At 64.9% G+C, this 19,240-nt stretch carries 14 protein-coding genes; 6 read left to right on the forward strand and 8 right to left on the reverse strand.

Translation table 11 applies throughout. From position 1 onward, the window contains the following. Window positions 1–1,745 (reverse strand): M10 family metallopeptidase C-terminal domain-containing protein (locus AVJ23_RS19865; RefSeq protein ID WP_058863981.1); only part of this gene is annotated, 1,745 nt, incomplete at its 3' end. Between the two features lie 229 nt (window positions 1,746–1,974). Here AVJ23_RS19865 and glf point away from each other — a divergent pair. Next, window positions 1,975–3,114: a UDP-galactopyranose mutase gene (glf, locus tag AVJ23_RS19870; protein ID WP_058863982.1), complete on the forward strand. Its 1,140-nt coding sequence runs from the start codon at window positions 1,975–1,977 to the stop codon at window positions 3,112–3,114. A gap of 82 nt (window positions 3,115–3,196) precedes the next feature. Here glf and AVJ23_RS19875 read toward each other — a convergent pair whose 3' ends face one another. From AVJ23_RS19875 to AVJ23_RS19885, 3 genes are all read right to left on the reverse strand, one after another. Then, the gene (locus AVJ23_RS19875; protein ID WP_058863983.1) at window positions 3,197–5,755 is read right to left on the reverse strand and encodes a calcium-binding protein; all 2,559 of its coding nucleotides are present in this window, start codon (window positions 5,753–5,755) and stop codon (window positions 3,197–3,199) included. A 121-nt stretch (window positions 5,756–5,876) separates the two neighbouring features. Beyond that, window positions 5,877–6,533 carry an ABC transporter ATP-binding protein gene (locus AVJ23_RS19880; RefSeq protein WP_058863984.1) on the reverse strand — a complete coding sequence of 219 codons (657 nt, stop codon included), beginning with the start codon at window positions 6,531–6,533 and terminating at the stop codon, window positions 5,877–5,879. A gap of 13 nt (window positions 6,534–6,546) precedes the next feature. Beyond that, on the reverse strand, window positions 6,547–7,659 hold the full coding sequence (locus AVJ23_RS19885) for a KpsE/RkpR family capsule polysaccharide export protein (protein ID WP_058864024.1): 1,113 nt from the start codon (window positions 7,657–7,659) through the stop codon (window positions 6,547–6,549). A 394-nt stretch (window positions 7,660–8,053) separates the two neighbouring features. On the opposite strand from AVJ23_RS19885, the gene AVJ23_RS19890 reads away from it, so the two are divergent. Next, on the forward strand, window positions 8,054–8,773 hold the full coding sequence (locus AVJ23_RS19890; RefSeq protein WP_240484737.1) for an ABC transporter permease: 720 nt from the start codon (window positions 8,054–8,056) through the stop codon (window positions 8,771–8,773). Window positions 8,774–8,801: 28 nt separating this feature from the next. On the opposite strand, the gene AVJ23_RS19895 is transcribed toward AVJ23_RS19890, so the two are convergent. The 3 genes from AVJ23_RS19895 to AVJ23_RS19905 all read right to left on the reverse strand — a co-directional run bounded on the left by AVJ23_RS19895 (window position 8,802) and on the right by AVJ23_RS19905 (window position 12,292). Then, window positions 8,802–9,797: a glycosyltransferase gene (locus AVJ23_RS19895; RefSeq protein WP_058863985.1), complete on the reverse strand. Its 996-nt coding sequence runs from the start codon at window positions 9,795–9,797 to the stop codon at window positions 8,802–8,804. A gap of 103 nt (window positions 9,798–9,900) precedes the next feature. Then, entirely contained in the window at window positions 9,901–10,884 is a 984-nt protein-coding gene (locus tag AVJ23_RS19900) for a ParB N-terminal domain-containing protein (RefSeq protein WP_058863986.1), read from the reverse strand. Window positions 10,885–10,897: 13 nt separating this feature from the next. After that, window positions 10,898–12,292, reverse strand: a complete 1,395-nt coding sequence (locus AVJ23_RS19905) for an AAA family ATPase (RefSeq protein WP_058863987.1) — start codon at window positions 12,290–12,292, stop codon at window positions 10,898–10,900. Between the two features lie 438 nt (window positions 12,293–12,730). Between AVJ23_RS19905 and AVJ23_RS19910 the strand changes: the two genes are divergently transcribed. Continuing rightward, window positions 12,731–13,741, forward strand: coding sequence for a replication initiator protein A (locus AVJ23_RS19910; protein ID WP_058863988.1), 1,011 nt, complete (start codon window positions 12,731–12,733; stop codon window positions 13,739–13,741). Between the two features lie 81 nt (window positions 13,742–13,822). Continuing rightward, the gene (locus AVJ23_RS19915) at window positions 13,823–15,190 is read left to right on the forward strand and encodes a DUF2793 domain-containing protein (RefSeq protein WP_058863989.1); all 1,368 of its coding nucleotides are present in this window, start codon (window positions 13,823–13,825) and stop codon (window positions 15,188–15,190) included. 75 nt (window positions 15,191–15,265) lie between these two features. Here the strand turns inward: AVJ23_RS19915 and AVJ23_RS19920 are convergent, their stop codons facing one another. Further along, window positions 15,266–16,690, reverse strand: coding sequence for a mannose-1-phosphate guanylyltransferase/mannose-6-phosphate isomerase (locus AVJ23_RS19920; protein WP_058863990.1), 1,425 nt, complete (start codon window positions 16,688–16,690; stop codon window positions 15,266–15,268). Between the two features lie 590 nt (window positions 16,691–17,280). On the opposite strand from AVJ23_RS19920, the gene AVJ23_RS19925 reads away from it, so the two are divergent. Next, window positions 17,281–18,540, forward strand: a complete 1,260-nt coding sequence (locus tag AVJ23_RS19925; RefSeq protein ID WP_058864026.1) for a pyridoxal phosphate-dependent aminotransferase — start codon at window positions 17,281–17,283, stop codon at window positions 18,538–18,540. Continuing rightward, the gene (locus AVJ23_RS19930) at window positions 18,537–19,214 is read left to right on the forward strand and encodes an RraA family protein (RefSeq protein WP_058863991.1); all 678 of its coding nucleotides are present in this window, start codon (window positions 18,537–18,539) and stop codon (window positions 19,212–19,214) included. Before AVJ23_RS19925 ends, AVJ23_RS19930 begins: the two co-directional genes overlap by 4 nt. Window positions 19,215–19,240: the final 26 nt, after the last annotated feature.

Genomic DNA, 19,240 nt, shown 5'->3' on the forward strand with positions numbered 1-19,240 from the left:
CCATACACGAGGTCATCTCCTTCGCCGGCCCAGACAGTGTCGAACTGGTCCCCCGCATAGATACTGTCATTGCCCAGACGGCCATGGATCTCGTCCGCGCCCCACTCGCCGTGGAACATGTCGTCCCCGTTGCCGCCCTGGATCGTGTCGTCGCCATAACCGCCGAACACCGTGTCACGCCCCAGAGCGCCCCCCTGGCTGTTGTCGTTGAACAGGTCGTCCCCCTGGTTCAGGAACACCAGGTCCCGCCCGTTGCCACCATAGACGAGGTCATCCCCCTCGCCGGCTGACACCGTGTCGCTGCCCTGCCCCGCCCTCAGGTCGTCGCGCCCGGCACCGCCCTGCAGGTCGTCGTCTCCGGTATCCGAGAAGACGAAGTTGTCGGCCGCGTTGCCGATCACCGTGTCGTTGCCCGGCCCGGAGAACAGCCGTTCGATCACCGTGCCAGGGGCGATGCCCAGGTTGCCGGTCAGCCCCATGATGTCGGAAAACTGCCCGCCGCGGAGGTCAACACGATCCGCGGCGGCAGAAAAGGACAGGTCCAGCGTGTCGATGCCGCCGATGTCGAAGATCGTCAGGCTGACAGGGCCGCCAGTATGGAAACCGCGATCGAAGGTCCCCTCGGCCAGCGCGCGGAAATAGACCCCGATATAGCCCGGCAGGGTGCTGCCAGCGCCCCAGACGGTATTGCCCGCCGTCACGGCGGAGGGGCCGTAGAGGGACTGGACGGCAACGATATCCGCCATCATCGCCGTGATCGGAAAGGCGGTGTCGGCATTCACCGCCGTGTTCTCCCCTTGGGAGAAATACGACATGACCGAAACCTGGTAACTGTCATTGGCAAAGCGCGCATCCTCGGGATAGACCGCGCTTGCGTTGTAGTTTCCCAGGTGACCCAGTCCCAGCGCGTGGCCGATCTCGTGGATGTAGGTCAGGAAACTGTAGGAATCGATGGTGGTTCCATAGCTGTCCAGCCAGTCGGTCGAGATGTTCACCGTCGCGCTGCTCGTGAACCCGTTCTCCAGGGCCTGCTCGGAATATGCCCCGAACTGGTCATCGCGAAAGGTGATCCGGGCGCCCTCCGTGACTTCTCGGAACGTCAGATCGGCGACCCGCTCCCAGGCCTCCAGGGCCCACCGTGCCAGCTGTCGCCCCTCCGGGGTCAGGCCGGTGACATCGACGGTGATGAGCGAGCTGAACCGCGTGTCGAACCGGTAGGAGACCCCGGATGGCAGCCCCCAGTAGTCCGAGACGAGCTGGTCGACCAGCATGTCGAGCGAGGCCGTGGGCGGTGGCGCGTAGGGCTGGGCCAACAGGCGGTAGCTGCCGGTAAAGTTCCCATAGGCCCCGGCATCCACGTAATGCGTGCCATCCGAGGGGGGGGTGAAGACCAGGCGGGATTCTCGCAGGCTGCCAAATATGATGTCGTCGTTCTCGGCGAGGAGCGTTCCCGACCCGTCGCGCAGCCGCAGGTAGGGATCTTCCAGTGTCCCGTTGCCCGAGGCCGACCCCAGCAGCCGGAACTCGTAGCTCTGTCCCGCCTGTAGCTGGATGGCGATCCAGTCATTATCCCCGACGGTGCTGACATGGCCCGCAAAGCTGTCTCCGACCTCGATGGCATAGGGGGTGGCAGGGCTCTCGGGCGCATCGTCGACTTCGGAGATTTCCGCGGCATCCCGGCCCGTGCCCGTGCCCGCATGCGTGTCGCGGTGAAACGCGACCGGCCCACGATGTATCACCTTCATCCATTCCCCCCTCTGCGAAGACATCTCCCGCTTGCGCCTCCAACCCTGTTAAACGGCTTTGCCAGTCGGCAGGGCAATCCCCGCCATGCGGACATAATGTCCCTGTCTACAGGGAGCGCGGGGGCAGCGCCCGGCATTCCGGGTGCGCCGGAGGGGCGCAGGTCAAACAAGTTGCCAAGGTCCGGACCCTGTGCGACACGGAAAAAAACTCGGAATTGCGGAGCCTGCAATGCATATTCTCCTGGTTGGCGCTGGTCTGTCCGGAGCTGTCATCGGTCGCCAGCTGGCCGAGGCCGGACACCAGATCACCATTGTCGAGGCGCGCGGCCACGTGGCCGGCAATTGCCACACCGAGCGCGATGACGAAACCGGCGTGATGGTCCACGTCTACGGTCCCCACATCTTCCATACCGACGATGCGGAAGTCTGGGACTACGTGAACCGGTACGAGACCTTCAAACCCTACAAGAACCGGGTCAAGACCACGAGCCAGGGGCAAGTCTTCTCGCTGCCGATCAACCTGCACACGATCAACCAGTATTTCGGCAAGACCATGCGCCCGGAAGAGGCCCGGACCTTCATTGCCGAGGAGCAGGCCGACACCACGATCGAGGACCCCCAGACCTTTGAAGAGCAGGCGCTGCGCTTCGTCGGGCGGGATCTCTACGAAGCCTTCTTCAAGGGGTACACGATCAAGCAGTGGGGGGTGCACCCGTCCGAACTCCCGGCCTCCATCCTCAAGCGGCTGCCCGTGCGGTTCAATTACGACGACAACTACTTCTTCCACCGGTTCCAGGGCATGCCAGAGAACGGCTACACGGCCATGGTCGAACGCATCCTCGACCACCCGTCGATCACCGTGCATCTCAATGTCCGGTTCACCCGGGACAAGGCCGGGGACTATGATCACGTCTTCTATGCCGGTCCGCTGGACGGCTGGTTCGACTACGAGCTGGGCCGGCTTGGCTACCGGACCCTGGATTTCGAACGCTTCACGCATGACGGCGACTACCAGGGATGCGCCGTGATGAACTATGGCGAGGAAGCCGTCCCCTACACCCGCATCACCGAGCACAAGCATTTCAGCCCTTGGGAAAGCCACGAGGGCTCGGTCTGCTACCGCGAGTTCTCGCGCGCCTGCGAGCCGGACGACATCCCCTACTACCCGATCCGTCAGGTCAAGGAGAAGGCTCTGCTGGCGGATTATGTCAAACTGGCCGAGAAAGCCCGCGGCGTGACCTTCGTGGGACGGCTTGGCACCTATCGCTATCTCGACATGGACGTGACCATCCGCGAGGCGCTGGACACCGCTGCAGTCTTCCTCGACAAGGGCGCCGAGACGCCGGCCTTCGTCAAGCCGCCGCTCTGACACCCGTGCGGCCGGGGCATGTCCCGGTCCGTACCGTCCGCCCCTGCGACGACGCCGATCCGTGCGGAGATCCGAGGCGCCTTCACGCGAGAACCAGGTCATCGGCCAGGCCATCGGTGGATGTCAGCCCCTCGAGCAGGATCGACTGCCCTGCCCCGAACTCCAGGAGAACCCCGTCGGAGGTGATCCTCGCGAAGTCCGACACGACCTGCTCGGGGCTTCGCCAGCCCTCCCAAAGATCGCGTGACAGCTGCAACATGTCGACACCCGGCTCGAAATCCACGATCACGTCGCGTGACATGACCCCCGCGAAGACGAAGCTGTCCGCGCCGGCCCCTCCGTTGATCGTATCGCGGCCCAACTCGCCGGCCTGCGCCGTGTCGACATAGGTGTCCTGGCCAGCGCCAAGGTAGACCCGGTCCCGCCCGTTGCCGCCATAGACGAGGTCACGGCCATCGCCGCCATAGAGCGTGTCGAACCCGTCCCCGCCATACAGGCTGTCATTCCCCAGCCGACCGTTGATCACGTCATTGTCCCACTCTCCGTGGAACACGTCATCCCCGTTGCCGCCCTCGATCGTGTCCGCACCAAAGCCGCCGAACACCGTGTCACGGCCCAGCTCGCCCCCCTGCCCGTTATCAACGAAGAGGTCGTGCCCCGGGCCGAGATAGGCAAGGTCCCGACCGTTGCCGCCATAGACGAGGTCACGGCCATCGCCGCCATAGAGCGTGTCGAACCCGTCCCCACCATACAGGCTGTCATTCCCCAGCCGACCGTTGATCACGTCGTTGTCCCACTCTCCGTGGAACGCGTCATCCCCGTTGCCGCCCTCGATCGTGTCCGCACCAGAGCCGCCGAACACCGTGTCACGCCCCAGATCGCCCCCCTGCCCGTTATCCACGAAGAGGTCGTGCCCCGGGCCGAGATAGGCAAGGTCCCGACCGTTGCCGCCATAGACCGTGTCAAAGCCGTCGCCGGCGTAAAGCGTGTCGAACCCATTGCCACCGCGAAGGTCATCATCGCCGGCATAGCCGTGCAACGTATCGTTGCCATCCAGTGCCTCGATCAGGTCCCAGCCGACATGTCCAAAAAGCTCGTCATTGCCGCTCTGCCCGATCTGCTCCTGACGTAGCACCAGGGGTGGCCGGTCGGTGGTCCACTGGATGGACTGCGCGACCTGTGCCCGTGACAGGGCGTTGCCCGAGGCGCTGCGCAATTCCAGCACCTCCCCCCGCACGGAAAGCTCGGCCCCCCAGGGCCGGCTGGCGAAGTCGATCTGCTCCATGCTGTACAACATGGACACGGCCGAAAAATCGAGCCTGTCCGCAAGCGGGTCGAAATCCCCGATCATGTCGCGGACCCCGTCCGTACCGATCAGGAAAAGATCCGCCCCGGCACCACCATACAGCGTGTCCTGCCCTGCACCGCCGTCCAGGATGTCGTCGCCGGCTCCACCGCGCAGGATGCTGCCGCTCGACGTACCGATCAGCATGTCGTTCAAAGTTCCGCCCTGAAGCAGCCCTCCCCCCTCGAGAACCCGGCCTTGGCCGGACAGCCCGGCGCTCAGCTGCGTAAAGCCGGTTTCGGTATGCGTGGTGAACAGCATCTGGAGATCCCCGCCCGCCACGGTGGCTGACAGGCTTGCGACGCTGTCGATCGGCGCGGCAAGGCTGCTGGTCATCGTTTCGAGATGGACCAGCAGCCCGGTCGGCGTCAGCGCGAACAGGCTCACCCCCTGGTCACCGCCGGCCACGGTGACATAGGTCCACCCGTCATGGGTCACGACCTGAAGCCCCGAGACCGCACCGAAGCGCGTCAGCTGACCATCGAGGATGTGGTCGGCGACCCTGGGCTGTCCATCGGCCGACAGTTCGATCACGCTCAAGGCCGCGCTGCTACCGGTTTCCGAGCGCGTGGCCAGGATCACGAAGCCCCCGGCCCCGGCTGCAACCGTTTCCAGCGCCACGGGCGTGTCCAGAAGCCCCAGGCCCGTCGCCGTACCAAGGGAGCCTGTATGGCTCAGGTGACCAGTGGCCGCGTCGATCTCGTAGACCGACAGCCCGGCATCGTTGTGGCACGCGGTGACGAGGAATTCCTTGCTTGCGATCCGGAGGGTGGCCAGGGCACCAGGGCTGTCGTGAAAGGTCACATCGGTGTCTCGGGTCACCTGCCCCGCCCGGTAGGTCCCGTTTTCGTCGAGACGAAAACAACGCAGCGTGCCGTTCGGCGCCGCGGCGAAAAGGTATCCCGATTCCGCCATCTGGTAATGACCGTTCCGATCGACGGCGAGGTTGTCGCCCGACACGCCGGCCGAGGACGCGATCTGCCCGCTCCGGATCGAGTGGCCGACCAGTTCGTCGCTGCCATCCGCGGCCACGACGGCGAAAGTGCCGGTTGCACCGGGAATGAGCTCGAGCGTGCCGGTGGCGTTCGCCCAGACATTTCGTGACAGGTACTGGGTGTCTGCCACGCGGGCCTGCCCGTTCGCCGCGAAATCCAGCGTGACCAGACCGCCGCCCTGCGCCGAGAGCCCCACGATCACCGGATCCCCGGCCCCATCTATGACCTTGGCCTGGTCGATCCCCGTGCCCAATGCCCCGAGAGACTGGCCGACCCGGCCCTCGAATGTGATCCGAACCATCGCACCCCCGCACCTTGCCCGGCACGAGAGATGCGCAGCGGTGGTGCCGCGCGAGGGACATCAATGCGGCAAGATCATGGAGGTCGCGGACAATTTTTCCGGCAATCGAAAGACCCGCCGGTCAGCCGTCCATCAGTTCCCTGTGATAGGCGATGGCGGCATCGAGATCCGTAAAATAGACGATGCGCCCGCCTTCCAGGACCATGCCCGCGTTACAGAATTCGCGCACCTCGGGCATGTTGTGCGTGACCAGGATCGCGCTCGATGTCTTCATGCGCTCGGCAAAGACCGCACGGCTCTTGCGGCGGAACTGCTGGTCCCCGACTGCGGTGACTTCGTCGACCAGGTAGGTGTCGAACCGGATTCCCATGGAGGTGCCAAATGCCAACCGCGACCGCATGCCGGCGGAATAGCTGCGCACGGGCATGTGGAAATGCTTGCCGATTTCCGCGAACCCCTCGACGAAGGCGACCAGTTCATCAGTCTCGACACCGTAGATGCGGGCGATGAAACGCACGTTCTGCGCGCCGGTCAGCTCGGGGTGGAAGGATCCCGCGAACCCCACCGGCCATGAGATCGTACCATCCGAGACGATGCGCCCCGAGTCCGGAAGGATCGTGCCTGCGATCAGTTGGAGCAGGGTGGATTTACCCGCCCCGTTGCGGCCGAGCAGGGCCAGCGAGGTGCCGGTCGGCAAAACGGCATTCAGGTTGTCGATGACAACCTTGCGCTCTCCATCTACCCGATAGCTCTTGGTCAAATTCTCGAAACGGATCACGCTTGGTCAGCCCTTATCGTCGATCACGGATGCTGTAATAGACCAGCGCCAGGATGGACCAGGCCAGGAACAGGAACAGCGCCGTCAGCCCGGTCAGCACGTAGCGCTGGGGATATTCCGCGCTTTCGGCAAGCGTGGGTTCGACATAGGTCGCGAGGTACCGGCTGCGACGGTCCGCCTTGGCCCGGGCCACGTCGAGAGCGGTAAGCGCTGCGCGATAGGTCTCCTCGGCATATTCCCGATCGACCGTGAGACTTTCGAACTCGGCGATGAGCGAGGGGTAGTCATCCCGCAGCGCCCCGACATCGTCGGCCCCCGAAGCAAAGGTTTCCCGTTCGCTGGCGATCCGTTCGCGGATCACCGCGATGCGCCGCTGGACCTGGGTCACCCTGGGGTCGTTCGCGTTCGACGTCTCGCGCAGGAGGTCGTATTCGATCAACGCCTCGGCCAACTGCTGCTGGAGGTTGTTCATGACCCCCATGCGGCTCTGGATGTCGGCCTCGGGATCGACGATCTGCGAACGGGTCCGGAACGCCGTCAGCGCTTCCCGCGCGGTCTTCAGCCGCTCCAGCGCATCGTCCAGGTCAGCGCGGGCATAGCGCGTGGCATCCTCGCGCGCCGCGGCGGCCAGCTGGTTGATCATGGCCTGGCTTTCGGCGACGATTTCGGTGGCCAAGGCGCGCGCGTACTCGGGATCGAAGGCCAGGACCTCGAGTTCGATCAGCCCCGCACCCTGGTCGTAGGAGATCCGCACGACGCGCTTCCAGTACCACAAGAGGTCCTCGATCGAGGCGTCCGGCCAGAGCGAGAACACCTTGTCGGTTTCCCAGTGTTGGGCATAGTACTCCCGCAGATCGAGCCGGGCATCGATGGTTTCGACGATCTTCTGGCTCTGGATGAACTCGAACAGGATGTCCGCGTCCGAGGACCCTCCCGCACCGGCAAAGAGATCGATACCGCCGAGGAAATCGGTCGCGCTGCCGCCCTCTTCCTGCCGCACGGTAAAGCCGGTTACCGATGCATACTGGTCTTCGGCCACGGTGAAGAGATAGACAGCCACCAGCACCAGCGGGGCGAGAACCAGCAGGACGAGGCCGGAGATCAGCCCCCAATGCCGCTTGCGCATCTGCGCCGTGCTTGCCGGCGGGGTTTCTTCCTGGCCGAAACCGGGAGTGCGCGGCGCCGGCGGAGTCTCGTCCGAGCGGAACATCCTCTCGGACCGCTGCGGCTGCCCGGGCCTCGGCCCCGGTCCGAGCGGCCCCCTGGGGGGCGCCCCCGCGCCCGTCTTTCCGGGCTTCGCTTCAGCCTTTTCGCTACCGCTCATGAACACCATTCCCCGTGATGAGGCCTTGAAAAGCCAGCCCCGGTTTTCTACTCAAGCTCAGGCACGGTTACCAGCAAGGCAGCGCTGTATTTTGATACACGAAGATCCCCGGCATCTTGCCTCTGTCCCGCTGCGTGCCATTCCGCGCCGTTCCTTCGCAAGTCTTCGCACCATCACCGCCCTGATCCTGCGCGAGATGTCGACGCGCTACGGCCGCTCGCCCGGAGGCTATGTCTGGGCCGTGATCGAACCGCTCGGCGCCATCATCCTGCTGTCCTACGGCTTCTCGCTCCTGGTCCGGACCCCGTCCCTGGGAAACAACTTTTTCCTCTTCTATGCATCGGGTTATCTGACCTTCAACATGTACCAGCAGATTTCGGTACTGGTGGCACGCTCGATCAGCTATTCGCGCCCGCTTCTGCAATACCCTGCCGTCACCTGGGCCGATGCGATGCTGGCACGGTTGATCCTGAACAGCCTGACGGGCGTCATGGTCAGCTTCATCATCCTGCTGCTGACCTTCACCTTTGCCGAGACCCGCGCGCCGATCGAGATAATGCCGATCCTGCGCAGCTTCCTGCTGGCAATCCTGCTGGGCTTCGGGATCGGCAGCCTGAACTGCGCGCTGAGCGGGCTCTATCCCACCTGGGATCTGATCTGGTCGATCGCGACCCGCCCGCTCTTCTTGGCCTCGGGTATCTTCTACATCTACGAGGACATGCCCCAGACCGTGCAGAGCGTGCTCTGGTTCAACCCGCTCATACACATGTCGGGCATGATGCGTTCGGGGATTTACCCGACTTACGTGCCGGAATACGTCTCGGTGCCCTTCGTGCTGACCGTGTCGCTGGTCACCGGGGCACTGGGGATGGTGCTGCTGGGCCGCTATCACCGCGATATCCTGCAGAACGCCTGACGTGTGTAGGGCAGGAGGGCAGGGGCGCCTAGACCCCGGCATCCTCGCCCGACCAGCGCAGGACCGTCTCGTGCGGAACACCGGTTCGTCGGACCAACCCGTCCCGCACGGCCCGCAGCATCAACCCGATGAAACGGCCTCGCATGCCGGGATGTGCCCGCGTCTTGAGCAGCCACTTGGGAAGGATCAGGCACAGGGCCGGCCAGAACAGCCAACCTGCCGCCAGCCGGTAGAGCATCAGCAGGTTGCGATGATAGTAGTAGGTCTTCCACAAGGGACGGAACTGGCCGCGCTGCGCGGCACCGAAGGTCGAGCAGTCATGCTCGAAGCGGACCGTGGGTTCGAAGCGGATACGCCCGCCCGCCCGGCTCAGGCCCAGCGTGTAGAGTCCGTCATCGGCATACAGGAACAGGGATGGATCAGGGAACCCCGCCATCTCGAGGCCGCGCCGTGACAAGAAGAAACCGACGAAGGAGGTAACATCGACGCGGCGTCCGGTGGGCGCGGCGTAATCGGCCGGCGACAGGTGGAAGCCAGAGCGGCCCCGGCGCAGGGTCTCGATGAATTCGCGCCCGTGCCAGAAGGGATTGCGGGACGGTCGGTTCATCTCGCAGATCTGGCCGCCAGGGAAATAGACGGCGGCTGCCACGGCCTCGCATGCGCCATGCTCCAGCGCATGGAAGGCGCGCAACGCGCCAGGTTCGGGCCGGGCATCGTCATCCATCATGAGCAGCCAGTCCGGATCGAAGCGCTCGACGGCCAGGCGGGCGCCCGCGGCGAACCCGCCCGCTCCACCACGATTGACCGGGCTGTGGCGGACGAGGAGACGCGGATCGATCTGCGCCTCGAGCCAGGCCCAGGTCCCATCCGTCGAGGCGTTATCGATGACGACCACCGCGTGAAGCTCGCCCGGGGGACTCTCCAGAAGCCGCGGAAGGGTGACCTGTAGCTGGGTCAAACGGTTGCACGTGACCACGACAGCCACCAGCCGGCCGGCGCCAGTTTCGCGTTGTCCCACACTCATCTCCGCAGCCTGCCCGTGTGCCGGGCAGAAGTCACAATTCCGCACCCTTGTCAAACCGCGCAACCGCCCGCGATGTTTCGCGCGCGAAACATCGCGGCATACGTCAGCCCTGCAATTCCCGCTTCAGCCAGCTCAGAAGCCTGTCGCGCAGCGCGTCATCAAGTGCCGGCCCTTCAAGGGTCAATCGGCCACCGCGTCCGGGACGGCACCGCAACCCCGGCACGATTTCCTCGGGCTCCGGCGCCGCGTTCTCCTTACCCCCGGGGCTGTCACCGGCCAGGACACGGAGGATCACCGCCTGCTCGGTCTCGGCGGTCTCCGGACAAGCCGCTTCAAGCGCCCGGCCCAAACGCTCGGCGAGACCGGCATCCGCCTCCAGCTCCTTGGCAAGCCTCAGCCCGACACGCTCTCCCAACGCCTTGGGGAACCGCAACACCCCGTCCAACGCGGTGACGATGCCGATGAAGGTACCGATCTTGGAACGCTTGGCCCGCGACGCCGAGGCGAACAGCGCCCGCAACGCTTCACCCTGGCTCTCGTAGACTCCGGCCTCGACCGTCCGCGCCACGATCCGGGCGCGTTCGTAGAAGGACAGGCCCACGCGAATCTCGTTTTCCTCGACCATGGCAAGATAAGCCGCCGAGGCCTGGTCCGGTCGGCGCACCAGGGCGAGCACCTCAGCAAAGCGTGCCTCGCCTGTTTCCGCCCGAAGCCGGGCCAGGGCAACGCAGCGGCGCCAGCCCGAGATGAGGCCGTAGCCACCTTGCGGCAGCGGTGCGACCTCGATCGGAGTCTGCTGCCCCCGGGATCGCAGGCTTTCGACCAGTGCGGCCATGTCCTCGTCCTCGGTCGGCAGGCGGTCGCGCACCAGGTAGGTCTGATCGATAGCCTCGAGCGGCAGGGACAGGACCATGCGGCCCTCGTCCCGGGCCCGCGCCAACGTGCCGGCCACCTCTTCCAGCGCGGCATGCGCGGTGACTTCCCCCGCGACCTCGGCAATCGGGGCTGCCCGTGGCCGCTCGGGCAGGGCAGGGGGGTCGGCCAGAAAGGCGGCGTTGGCGGGGCTCAGACGTTTGCGTTTGGCCATCCGGTGATCTCCTTCATTCGGCGGCGGCCTCCTGCCGCATCTGTTCGTCACGACGCCAGCTGCCGATCAGCAGGGTCTTGAATGCGGCATAGGTGGCATCGAACGTCTGCCGGCCACGCACATAAGTCTCGCGGTTGAAATCACGGTAATCCGCTTCGTAGATGCCCTGTACCTGCTCGCCGGCCTGGCCGATAAGGGCCGTGAAATCCTGCCGGTGCGGTGACAGGACCTGACCCAGGTAGCTTTGCATCAGGGCTGCAAGCTCGCCCTGCTGGACGGCATCGTACCGTGTCACGACCGCCCGGACCGCATCCCATTCGAAGTTCAGCCCTTCGCGCCCGATCGCCCGCGCGGCCATGTTCTCGGCCTCCTCGATCGATCCGAAAGTCGCATGGAGCATGTCGAAGAAACGCCCCGTACTGTCGAATTCGAGGAACGACGCGCCAAGCGGCACCAGCAGGATATCCGCGGCGGCCAGCCCGTTGATCGTGAGGTATCCCAGTGCCGGTGGCGTGTCGAAGAAGATCACGTCGTAATTCTCCAGCACGCCGTCCTCCTCGAAGGTCTCCGTCAGGGCGTCCCAGAGCTTCCAACCGCGGCTCTGCATCCGCCAGACGGGAACCTGGAACTCGGCCCAGTACAGGTTCAGCTGAGCCCCGATAAGGTCGATATTGGGCCAATGCGTCTTCTGCACGAGCTGTCCGGCGGTCACGTCCAGCGCCTCGGTCAACGTGTCGTCCAGCGGATGCGGGGCTTCGCCACGGTCCAGCCGGCGTTGGTTCTCGACGCGCAAATGGCGGGCATAGTGCCGAGCCAGGAGCGGAAAGACCGTCTGCCATTCATCCTCGACCCGGCCGCCGAATATCGACGTCATCGAACCTTGGGAGTCAAGGTCGACCACCAGCACCCGGTAGCCGTCGAGCGCCGCGGACATGGCCAGGTGTGCCGCGGTCGAGGTCTTCCCGACCCCACCCTTGAAGTTGGCCACCGCGACCAGCTTGGCCGGCAGGCCGGTGGGGCGGTAGGGCAGATATTCCTTTGTCTTCGACCCTTCCTGGCCGAAATGCGCCTTGAGCCGCAGCACCTCGTCGAGCGTGAACCACTTGGCGCCCCCCACGCTTTCGGAACGGCCCTGAGGAAGGTCGGGGTTCTGCTTGAGCACCCGTCGGAAATGGCCGGTTGCCACCGGTATCAGGTATCGCGTGATCTCCCACGTGGAGAACAGGCGCAGTTGCCGCCCGCCGCCCTCCTGCATCCCGCGCGATGCAAGATCCGCGCGACCCGCGGCACAGGCCTGTGCAATACGTCCAAACCCTTCCGTCGTGGTGGGACTGCCTAGCGAGGCAAGTGCGCTGTCGGGGTCGATGTTGAAATAGGGTGGTGTTGTCGCGGGGATTTCAGACTTCATGAAGGAGCTGCCTCAACGCAATGTTCGCACTTTTTCACACCATACCTTATTTTTGCGAACATGGAAGAAAAAGCCTGACATGTCGGCGCTTTCATTGTTTTTTGCACGGGTTTTCAGGGGGTAAGTGCCGGCTAGACTTGCAACTCACAGCCAGAATTACTGTTATTTTAAGTTATTTGATAGTTACGGAATGGTGCCGTGTCCGATACCTTATTGATTTACATAAAGAAAACGGCTTCCACAGGAGAAACACCGACTCTGATCCCCCGATCATGCGACTCTGATCCCCCGAATGCAGGGACTCTGATCCCCCGAAGCGGGCTGGACGCGTCCTGTGGATAAATCTAGGGTCGGCGTCATTGAAACCCCGATAGCGGATTCGCCGTCAACAAGCGGGGAGGGCGGGACAGGCCGTCCGGCAGAGCAGACGGGTTGCACATGAGCGAAGCCATTGGACAGGGCGGCGGGTTGTTGCCGGACCGTCATCCAACCTCGGATTTTTTCGTCTGCGATTTTGTCGGGGCCAGCCCGAAAGATGACCTGGGCTCTATGGAGCATCCCATCTTCTCGCTTTCCACCCGGCCCGACCGGCGCGTACTCAGCTATGTCCACAACGAGACCGAAGTGGTCGTGACGCCCAGTGTTCGGGGGCGGGCCACGATCCACGACAAGGATATCTTGATCTACTGCATCAGCCAGCTCATGGCAGCGCTGAACGCCGGGGCAACGGTGTCGCGCAACCTGCAGCTGAAGGCACATGACCTTCTGGTGGCCACCAACCGCGATACCAGTGGGGATGCCTATGCCCGTCTGCGAGATGCGTTTGAACGCTTGGCGGGCACGCGCATCACCACGAATATCGAGACCGGGGGAGTCGAAACCACGCGCGGATTCGGCCTGATCGAAAGCTGGGAAATCCAGCGCCGCAGCCGCGGGGGCCGGATGATCAGCGTCATGGTGACCCTCAGTGAATGGCTGTACAGGGCGGTCCTGTCCAAATCTGTCCTGACGTTGAGCCGGGATTACTTCCGCCTGCGCAAGCCGCTGGAGCGGCGCATCTACGAGTTGGCCCGCAAGCATTGCGGTCACCAGCCCGAATGGCGGATAGGGATTGCCACGCTGCACAAGAAGGCGGGTTCCGCCGCGCCCCTGCGGGTATTCCGGGCGGCGATACGCAGGATGATCGCCGAGAACCATCTGCCGGATTACCTGCTGGCCGAAGAACCGGGCGATCTGCTAAGCGTCACCGCGCGGGGCAGGGGGTGTGCTCCCGGTGCGCCGATCCTGGCGGCCGATACCTTCGAGGCTGCGCGAGGTCTTGTCCCGGGGGCCGATGTTTACGCGCTCGAGGCGGAATGGCGCGCCTGGTGGGCGGAGACGGGACGGCCGGCGCTGCGCAGCCCGGACAAGGCGTTTCTGGGATGGCTCTCCGCGAGGTCCCGAGGCTGACGAACGCTGCGTTCATAGTCTGTTGAAGGGCGGGGACCAAGCTTCGGGCTCCTGTTGTTCACAGAATGGAAAGCCCGGTCCATGTCCGAAACCACCGCACGGCTGGAGCTGCCGCTCATGTCGGCCTCCCAAGCCCAGAAACATGTCACGCACAACGAGGCGCTCGCCCTGCTCGACGGGATGGTGCAACTGGTCCTGTCCGAGGTCGAGGCGAGCGTTCCGCCGGCCCTGCCGGGAGAAGGCACTGTCTACGCGCTTGGAGCCGCTCCGGCCGGGGACTGGGCCGGTCAGGCCCACATGCTGGCCCAGTGGCAGGGCGGGCAATGGCTGTTCTTCGCCCCGCAGCCCGGCTGGCGCGCCTGGAACCTGGCTGGGCAGACCCTGCTCATCTATCACGACGGCGCATGGCGGTCCTTGCTGGACAATCTCGAGGGGCTGGGGATCGGCACCGGATCGGATCCGATCAACCGGCTGGCCGTGTCCGCGCCGGCTACGCTTCTTACCCACGAGGGAGCGGGCCATCAGCTCAAGGTGAACAAGGCCTCGGCGGGGGATACCGCGTCTCTGCTCTACCAGTCCGGCTGGTCGGGCCGGGCCGAGATGGGGTTGACTGGGGATGACGATTTCCATGTCAAGGTGTCGGTCGACGGAACTGCCTGGACCGACGCGCTGGTGGTCGACGCGGCCACGGGCACGCTCAGCGGTGCCGCGATCCAGGACAGCCCGATGGATGCCGGGGCGAACCGGGTGATGACCGTCGGGGCCTTCGGGCTCGGGGCGGCGGACGCCGTGCTGCCGGATGGCAACGATCTGAACAACATTCCCTTCGCCACCAGCATCGGTCACTATTTCGGCAACTCCTCTACGGCGAATGCTCCCTTCACCTGGGCGGCAATCATCAACGTGTCGCGGGCCCCGTCGCGATCGGCGCAGATCGCCCTCGACACCTTGTCCCAGGACGAGCCCCGCGCGGCAATCCGCTCGGTGCGCGACGATGGCAACTCGCCGTGGCGGGAACTCTACCATTGCGGCAACATCGTCGGCCAGGTCTGGCAGACCGGGGGCGTGCCGGAGGGCGCCGTCATCGAACGCGGCAGCAATGCCGACGGCACGTATGTGCGTTTTGCCGACGGAACCCAGATCTGCACTCATGCGATCAATCTCGGGGATCCGACCTCTGCCGGCTCGGGGACCTTCTCCGATCCCTACCTCACCCCGGTCACGGGCCAGACGATCACCTTTCCGGCCGCCTTTGTCGCGGCGCCCACCCTGAGCGTCGCGCACAGCGTGGCCGGTGGCGGCAGCGGGGCATTGTCACGCGCGTTCACGTCCTCTTTCCACAGCGTGGACGCAACCGGGGTGAGCGGCTATCGCGCGGTGCGGATGACAGGCAGCAACGACAGCAGCGACGTGACCCTGCATTACACGGCCATCGGCCGCTGGGTCTGAGGCATCCGGAGGCCGCATCGATGCTGCGGGAACGGAGCTGCCCGGCCGGGATGCGCCCTGTCCGCGGGCAGTGTGCTATCCACGGGCATAGACATCCTCGTAGCGGATGATGTCATCTTCGCCCAGGTAGCTGCCGGTCTGTACCTCGATCAGCACCATCGGCAGCTTTCCCGGGTTTTCCAGTCGGTGATGCGCGCCCAGCGGGACATAGATGCTCTCGTTCTCGCTGACCAGCTTCACGGCGTCGCCCACGGTCACGCGGGCGGTGCCCTCGACGACGATCCAGTGCTCGGACCGGTGGTGATGGCTCTGGAGGCTCAGGGCTGCTCCGGGGTGGACAACGATCCGCTTGACCTGAAAGCGCGGCCCTCTTGCCAAAGTTTCGAACCATCCCCACGGGCGGTGATCCTTCGGGAAGGTTTCGGCCTGCGGTGCGCCTTTCGCCTTGAGCACGTCCAGTGCCATCCGGACCTCCTGGGTGCGCCCGGCATCGGCGACCAGGACCGCATCCGGCATGGCGATGGCCACCACGTCCTTCAGGCCGATTCCCACCAGTTCCAGCCGCTCTTCCTCGGAACGCAGCAGGGTGTCCGTGCAGTCGAGCGCCGTGGCCGGCCCCGAGGTCACGACCCCGTCCGTGTCCTGCGCCCCGTCGCGCCATACCGCGTTCCAGCTGCCAAGGTCCGACCAGGCGCCGGCAAAGGGCACCGCAACGATGGCATCCGCCCGCTCCATGATGGCGTAATCGATCGAGATGCTTTCGGCCGCTCCCCAGGCGTCGGAGTCGAGCCGGAAAAAGCCGAGATCGGGCCGACCCTGTGCAATCGCGCTGCGGGCCGCGTCCAGGATCGCGGGAGCATGACGTTCGAACGCCGCCAGGATCGTTGCGACGGAGAACAGGAATATTCCTGCGTTCCACAGGTGGGTGCCGCCGCGCAGCATGTCGGCGGCCCGGGTGGGATCGGGCTTTTCGACGAAGCCTGCGACGGGTTGCGGCCCGGGGGCGTCGATGGCGCCCGGTTGACCGGAAAGCTCGAGATAGCCATAGCCGGTCTCCGCCCGGTCGGGCCGGACCCCGAAGGTCACGAGGCAGCCATCCCGGGCCGCTTCGATGCCGGCCGTCACGGCAGAGCGGAACGCGGTCTGGTCAGGGATCGCGTGATCGCTGGGCGTGACCAGCATCAGCCCGTCCGGATCGCTTTCGGCCAGTTCCAGCGCCGCGGCCGCGATGGCCGGGGCGGTGTTGCGTCCCTCGGGCTCCAGCAGCACCGCGGCCGGAGCAATGCCGATCGCGGCGAGCTGTTCGGTGACGATGAAGCGGAAATCGACATGGGTCAGAACCCTTGGCGGAGCGAACCCCTCGCCCGTGACGCGCCGGGCAGAAGCCTGGAACAGGGTTTCCGTGCCGACCAGCGGCGCGAACTGCTTGGGGTAGCTCTTGCGGGACAGTGGCCACAACCGGGTGCCTGACCCGCCGCACAGAAGAATGGGGGTGATCATGTCCGCATCTAAGACCTTGCCAATCTCGGGACCTGGCCCTCGAGGTGACGGCAGGCCGCGTCCGGACTGTTGCACCGTACCCCGGCCGCTTCAACGGTTTTCTTCAGACCGGACCACGCAGTGCCCGGCCGGCGGTCCGCAAGGCACGTTGCCGCCGGGTCCGACTTTGCGCGGACGCAGCACCGCGACCAATCCGGTACGCTCGAATGATGCGGCTCGAAGACCCTCGGGCAAGGTCGTCAGGGGCAGGGTGAGGCGGAACCGGGCAGGCGCTTCTTCTCGCGCGGAGCAAAGGGCGCGTGCGTGTCTTTCCGGAGCAGCGAAGCTGGCATGCCACATCCGGTCACGCGCAGCCGGATGCCGGGTCGCCGACATCTCGTCCGACCTCGGCACGCCCAGACGGGGCAGGGGAGGTCGTGCCCTGACTGGACGGGCGGGTTATCGTGGCTCTCGTGACCTGAGCATATTTTCACTAAATAAATCAAGTACATGAAGAGAGCAATCATTGGTCTGACGCCACGCGCCAGCACCAGTTGACGAAGAATCATAACGGTGTAATGTTTTTTGAAAGATTCGAAAGGTACCTATTCATGCCCCCCCCAGCAGACGGATCCGCAACAGCTTCGGACGAGTGGTTCTTTTCGCGCGCGGCGCAGCGCCTGAAAGCATCGGCAACGAACGCCACGTCGCAGCGGGCACGGGAATTGCGGGCCGAGGGGCGTGACATCATCGCTCTCAGCGCAGGCGAGCCCGATTTCGACACGCCCGCCCACATCCGGCGCGCGGCGTCGGACGCGATGCAGGCCGGGCACACGCGCTACACCAATGTCGGCGGCGTGCCGGAGCTGAAGGATGCCATTCGCGCCAAGTTCCTCGACGAGAACGGGCTGCGCTTCGAGCGCAGCGAGGTCATGGCATCGACCGGCGGAAAGCAGGTCATCGCGAATGCCTTGCTGGCAACGATCAATGCCGGGGACGAGGTCATCGTCCCGGCGCCCTACTGGGTCTCCTATCCCGAACTCGTGTCGTTTTGCGGGGGCACGCCGGTCACCGTGCCGACCTCGGCGCGGAACGGGTTCCTGATCACCGCGGAGGAGCTCGAGGCCGCGATCACCCCGCGCACCAAGTGGCTGATGCTGAACTCCCCCTGCAATCCGTCTGGCGCGGTCTATCACGAGCAGCGGCTGAGCGAGCTGGCGGCCGTTCTCGAGCGTCATCCGCAGGTGCACGTCCTGAGTGACGACATCTACGAGCATCTCATCTACTCGGACGCGCCTTTCAGGACATTGGCAAGCGTCGCGCCTGGCCTGGCGGGACGCATCCTGACCATGAACGGAGTGTCGAAGGCCTACTCCATGACCGGTTGGCGGATCGGTTTTGCAGGCGGACCCGCGAAGCTGATCAAGGTGATGGAGAAAATCCAGGGCCAGACCACGTCCTGCCCCAATGCCATCGCCCAGTGGGCGACAATCGCCGCGTTGACAGGCCCCAAGGACTTTCTTGCCGAGAGGCGTGCGTCGTTCCGGGAGCGTCGGGACCTCGTCGTGTCGCGGATCAACGCGATCGACGGGCTCGAATGTCTCACGCCCGACGGTGCGTTCTACGTGTACCCCTCCTGCGAGGGCCTGCTCGGCCGCGTGTCTCCTGCCGGCAGGACGATCGACTCCGACCGTGACTTTGCGGAGGCCCTGCTGGAGGAAGCGAATGTCGCGGTTGTGTTCGGCGAGGCGTTCGGTCTCGCGGGGCATTTCCGCATCTCTTATGCATCGCCGACGGCCCAGCTGTCCGAGGCCTGCGACCGTATCGAGGCGTTCTGCGTTCGAACTTCATACAGGAGGGCGAAGGCATGATCGGCTTTCGCGTTCACGCCCGGGCCACATCGGCAAGCCCCGAAATGATTACCGCGTTCCGTGATCTGCCGGTTGCGAATGTCAGCGACGTCATGCATCGCATGACGGCCGCCGGGTCCCGCCTGCGCCCGTTCCATGACGGCAGCCCGCTTGCCGGCGCAGCGGTGACCGTGCGCACGCGGCCCGGCGACAACCTGATGATCCACAAGGCGATCGACATCTCGGGTCCGAACGACGTCATCGTCGTGGATGGCGGCGGCGACATGACCAACGCCCTGATCGGTGAATTGATGGTCGCACATGCCACACAGCGAGGGATCGCAGGCTTCGTCCTGCATGGCGCGATCAGGGACGTGGACTGCATTGGCCGACAATCCATGCCCGTCTTTGCCGCAGGGGTGACGCATCGCGGCCCGTACAAGGACGGCCCCGGCGAAATAAACGTCCCCATCGCGATCGCGGGCATGACGATCGACCCCGGCGACCTGGTCATCGGCGATGCCGATGGCGTGGTCGCCGTTCCGCACAGCGGGCTCGACGACGTTCTCGAGGCCGCGAAAAGGAAATCGGATGCCGAGCGGAAACAGATGGAAAAAACACTGAATGGCACACTCGACCGAAGCTGGGTTGACCGTGTGCTTGAAGAGCGCGGCTGCGCATTTGAAGACGCGTGAACCAAAGAAGACAACAGGGAGGTAAA

Origin of the sequence: Pseudoponticoccus marisrubri (genome assembly GCF_001482405.1) — a bacterium.
GTDB lineage: Bacteria > Pseudomonadota > Alphaproteobacteria > Rhodobacterales > Rhodobacteraceae > Pseudoponticoccus > Pseudoponticoccus marisrubri.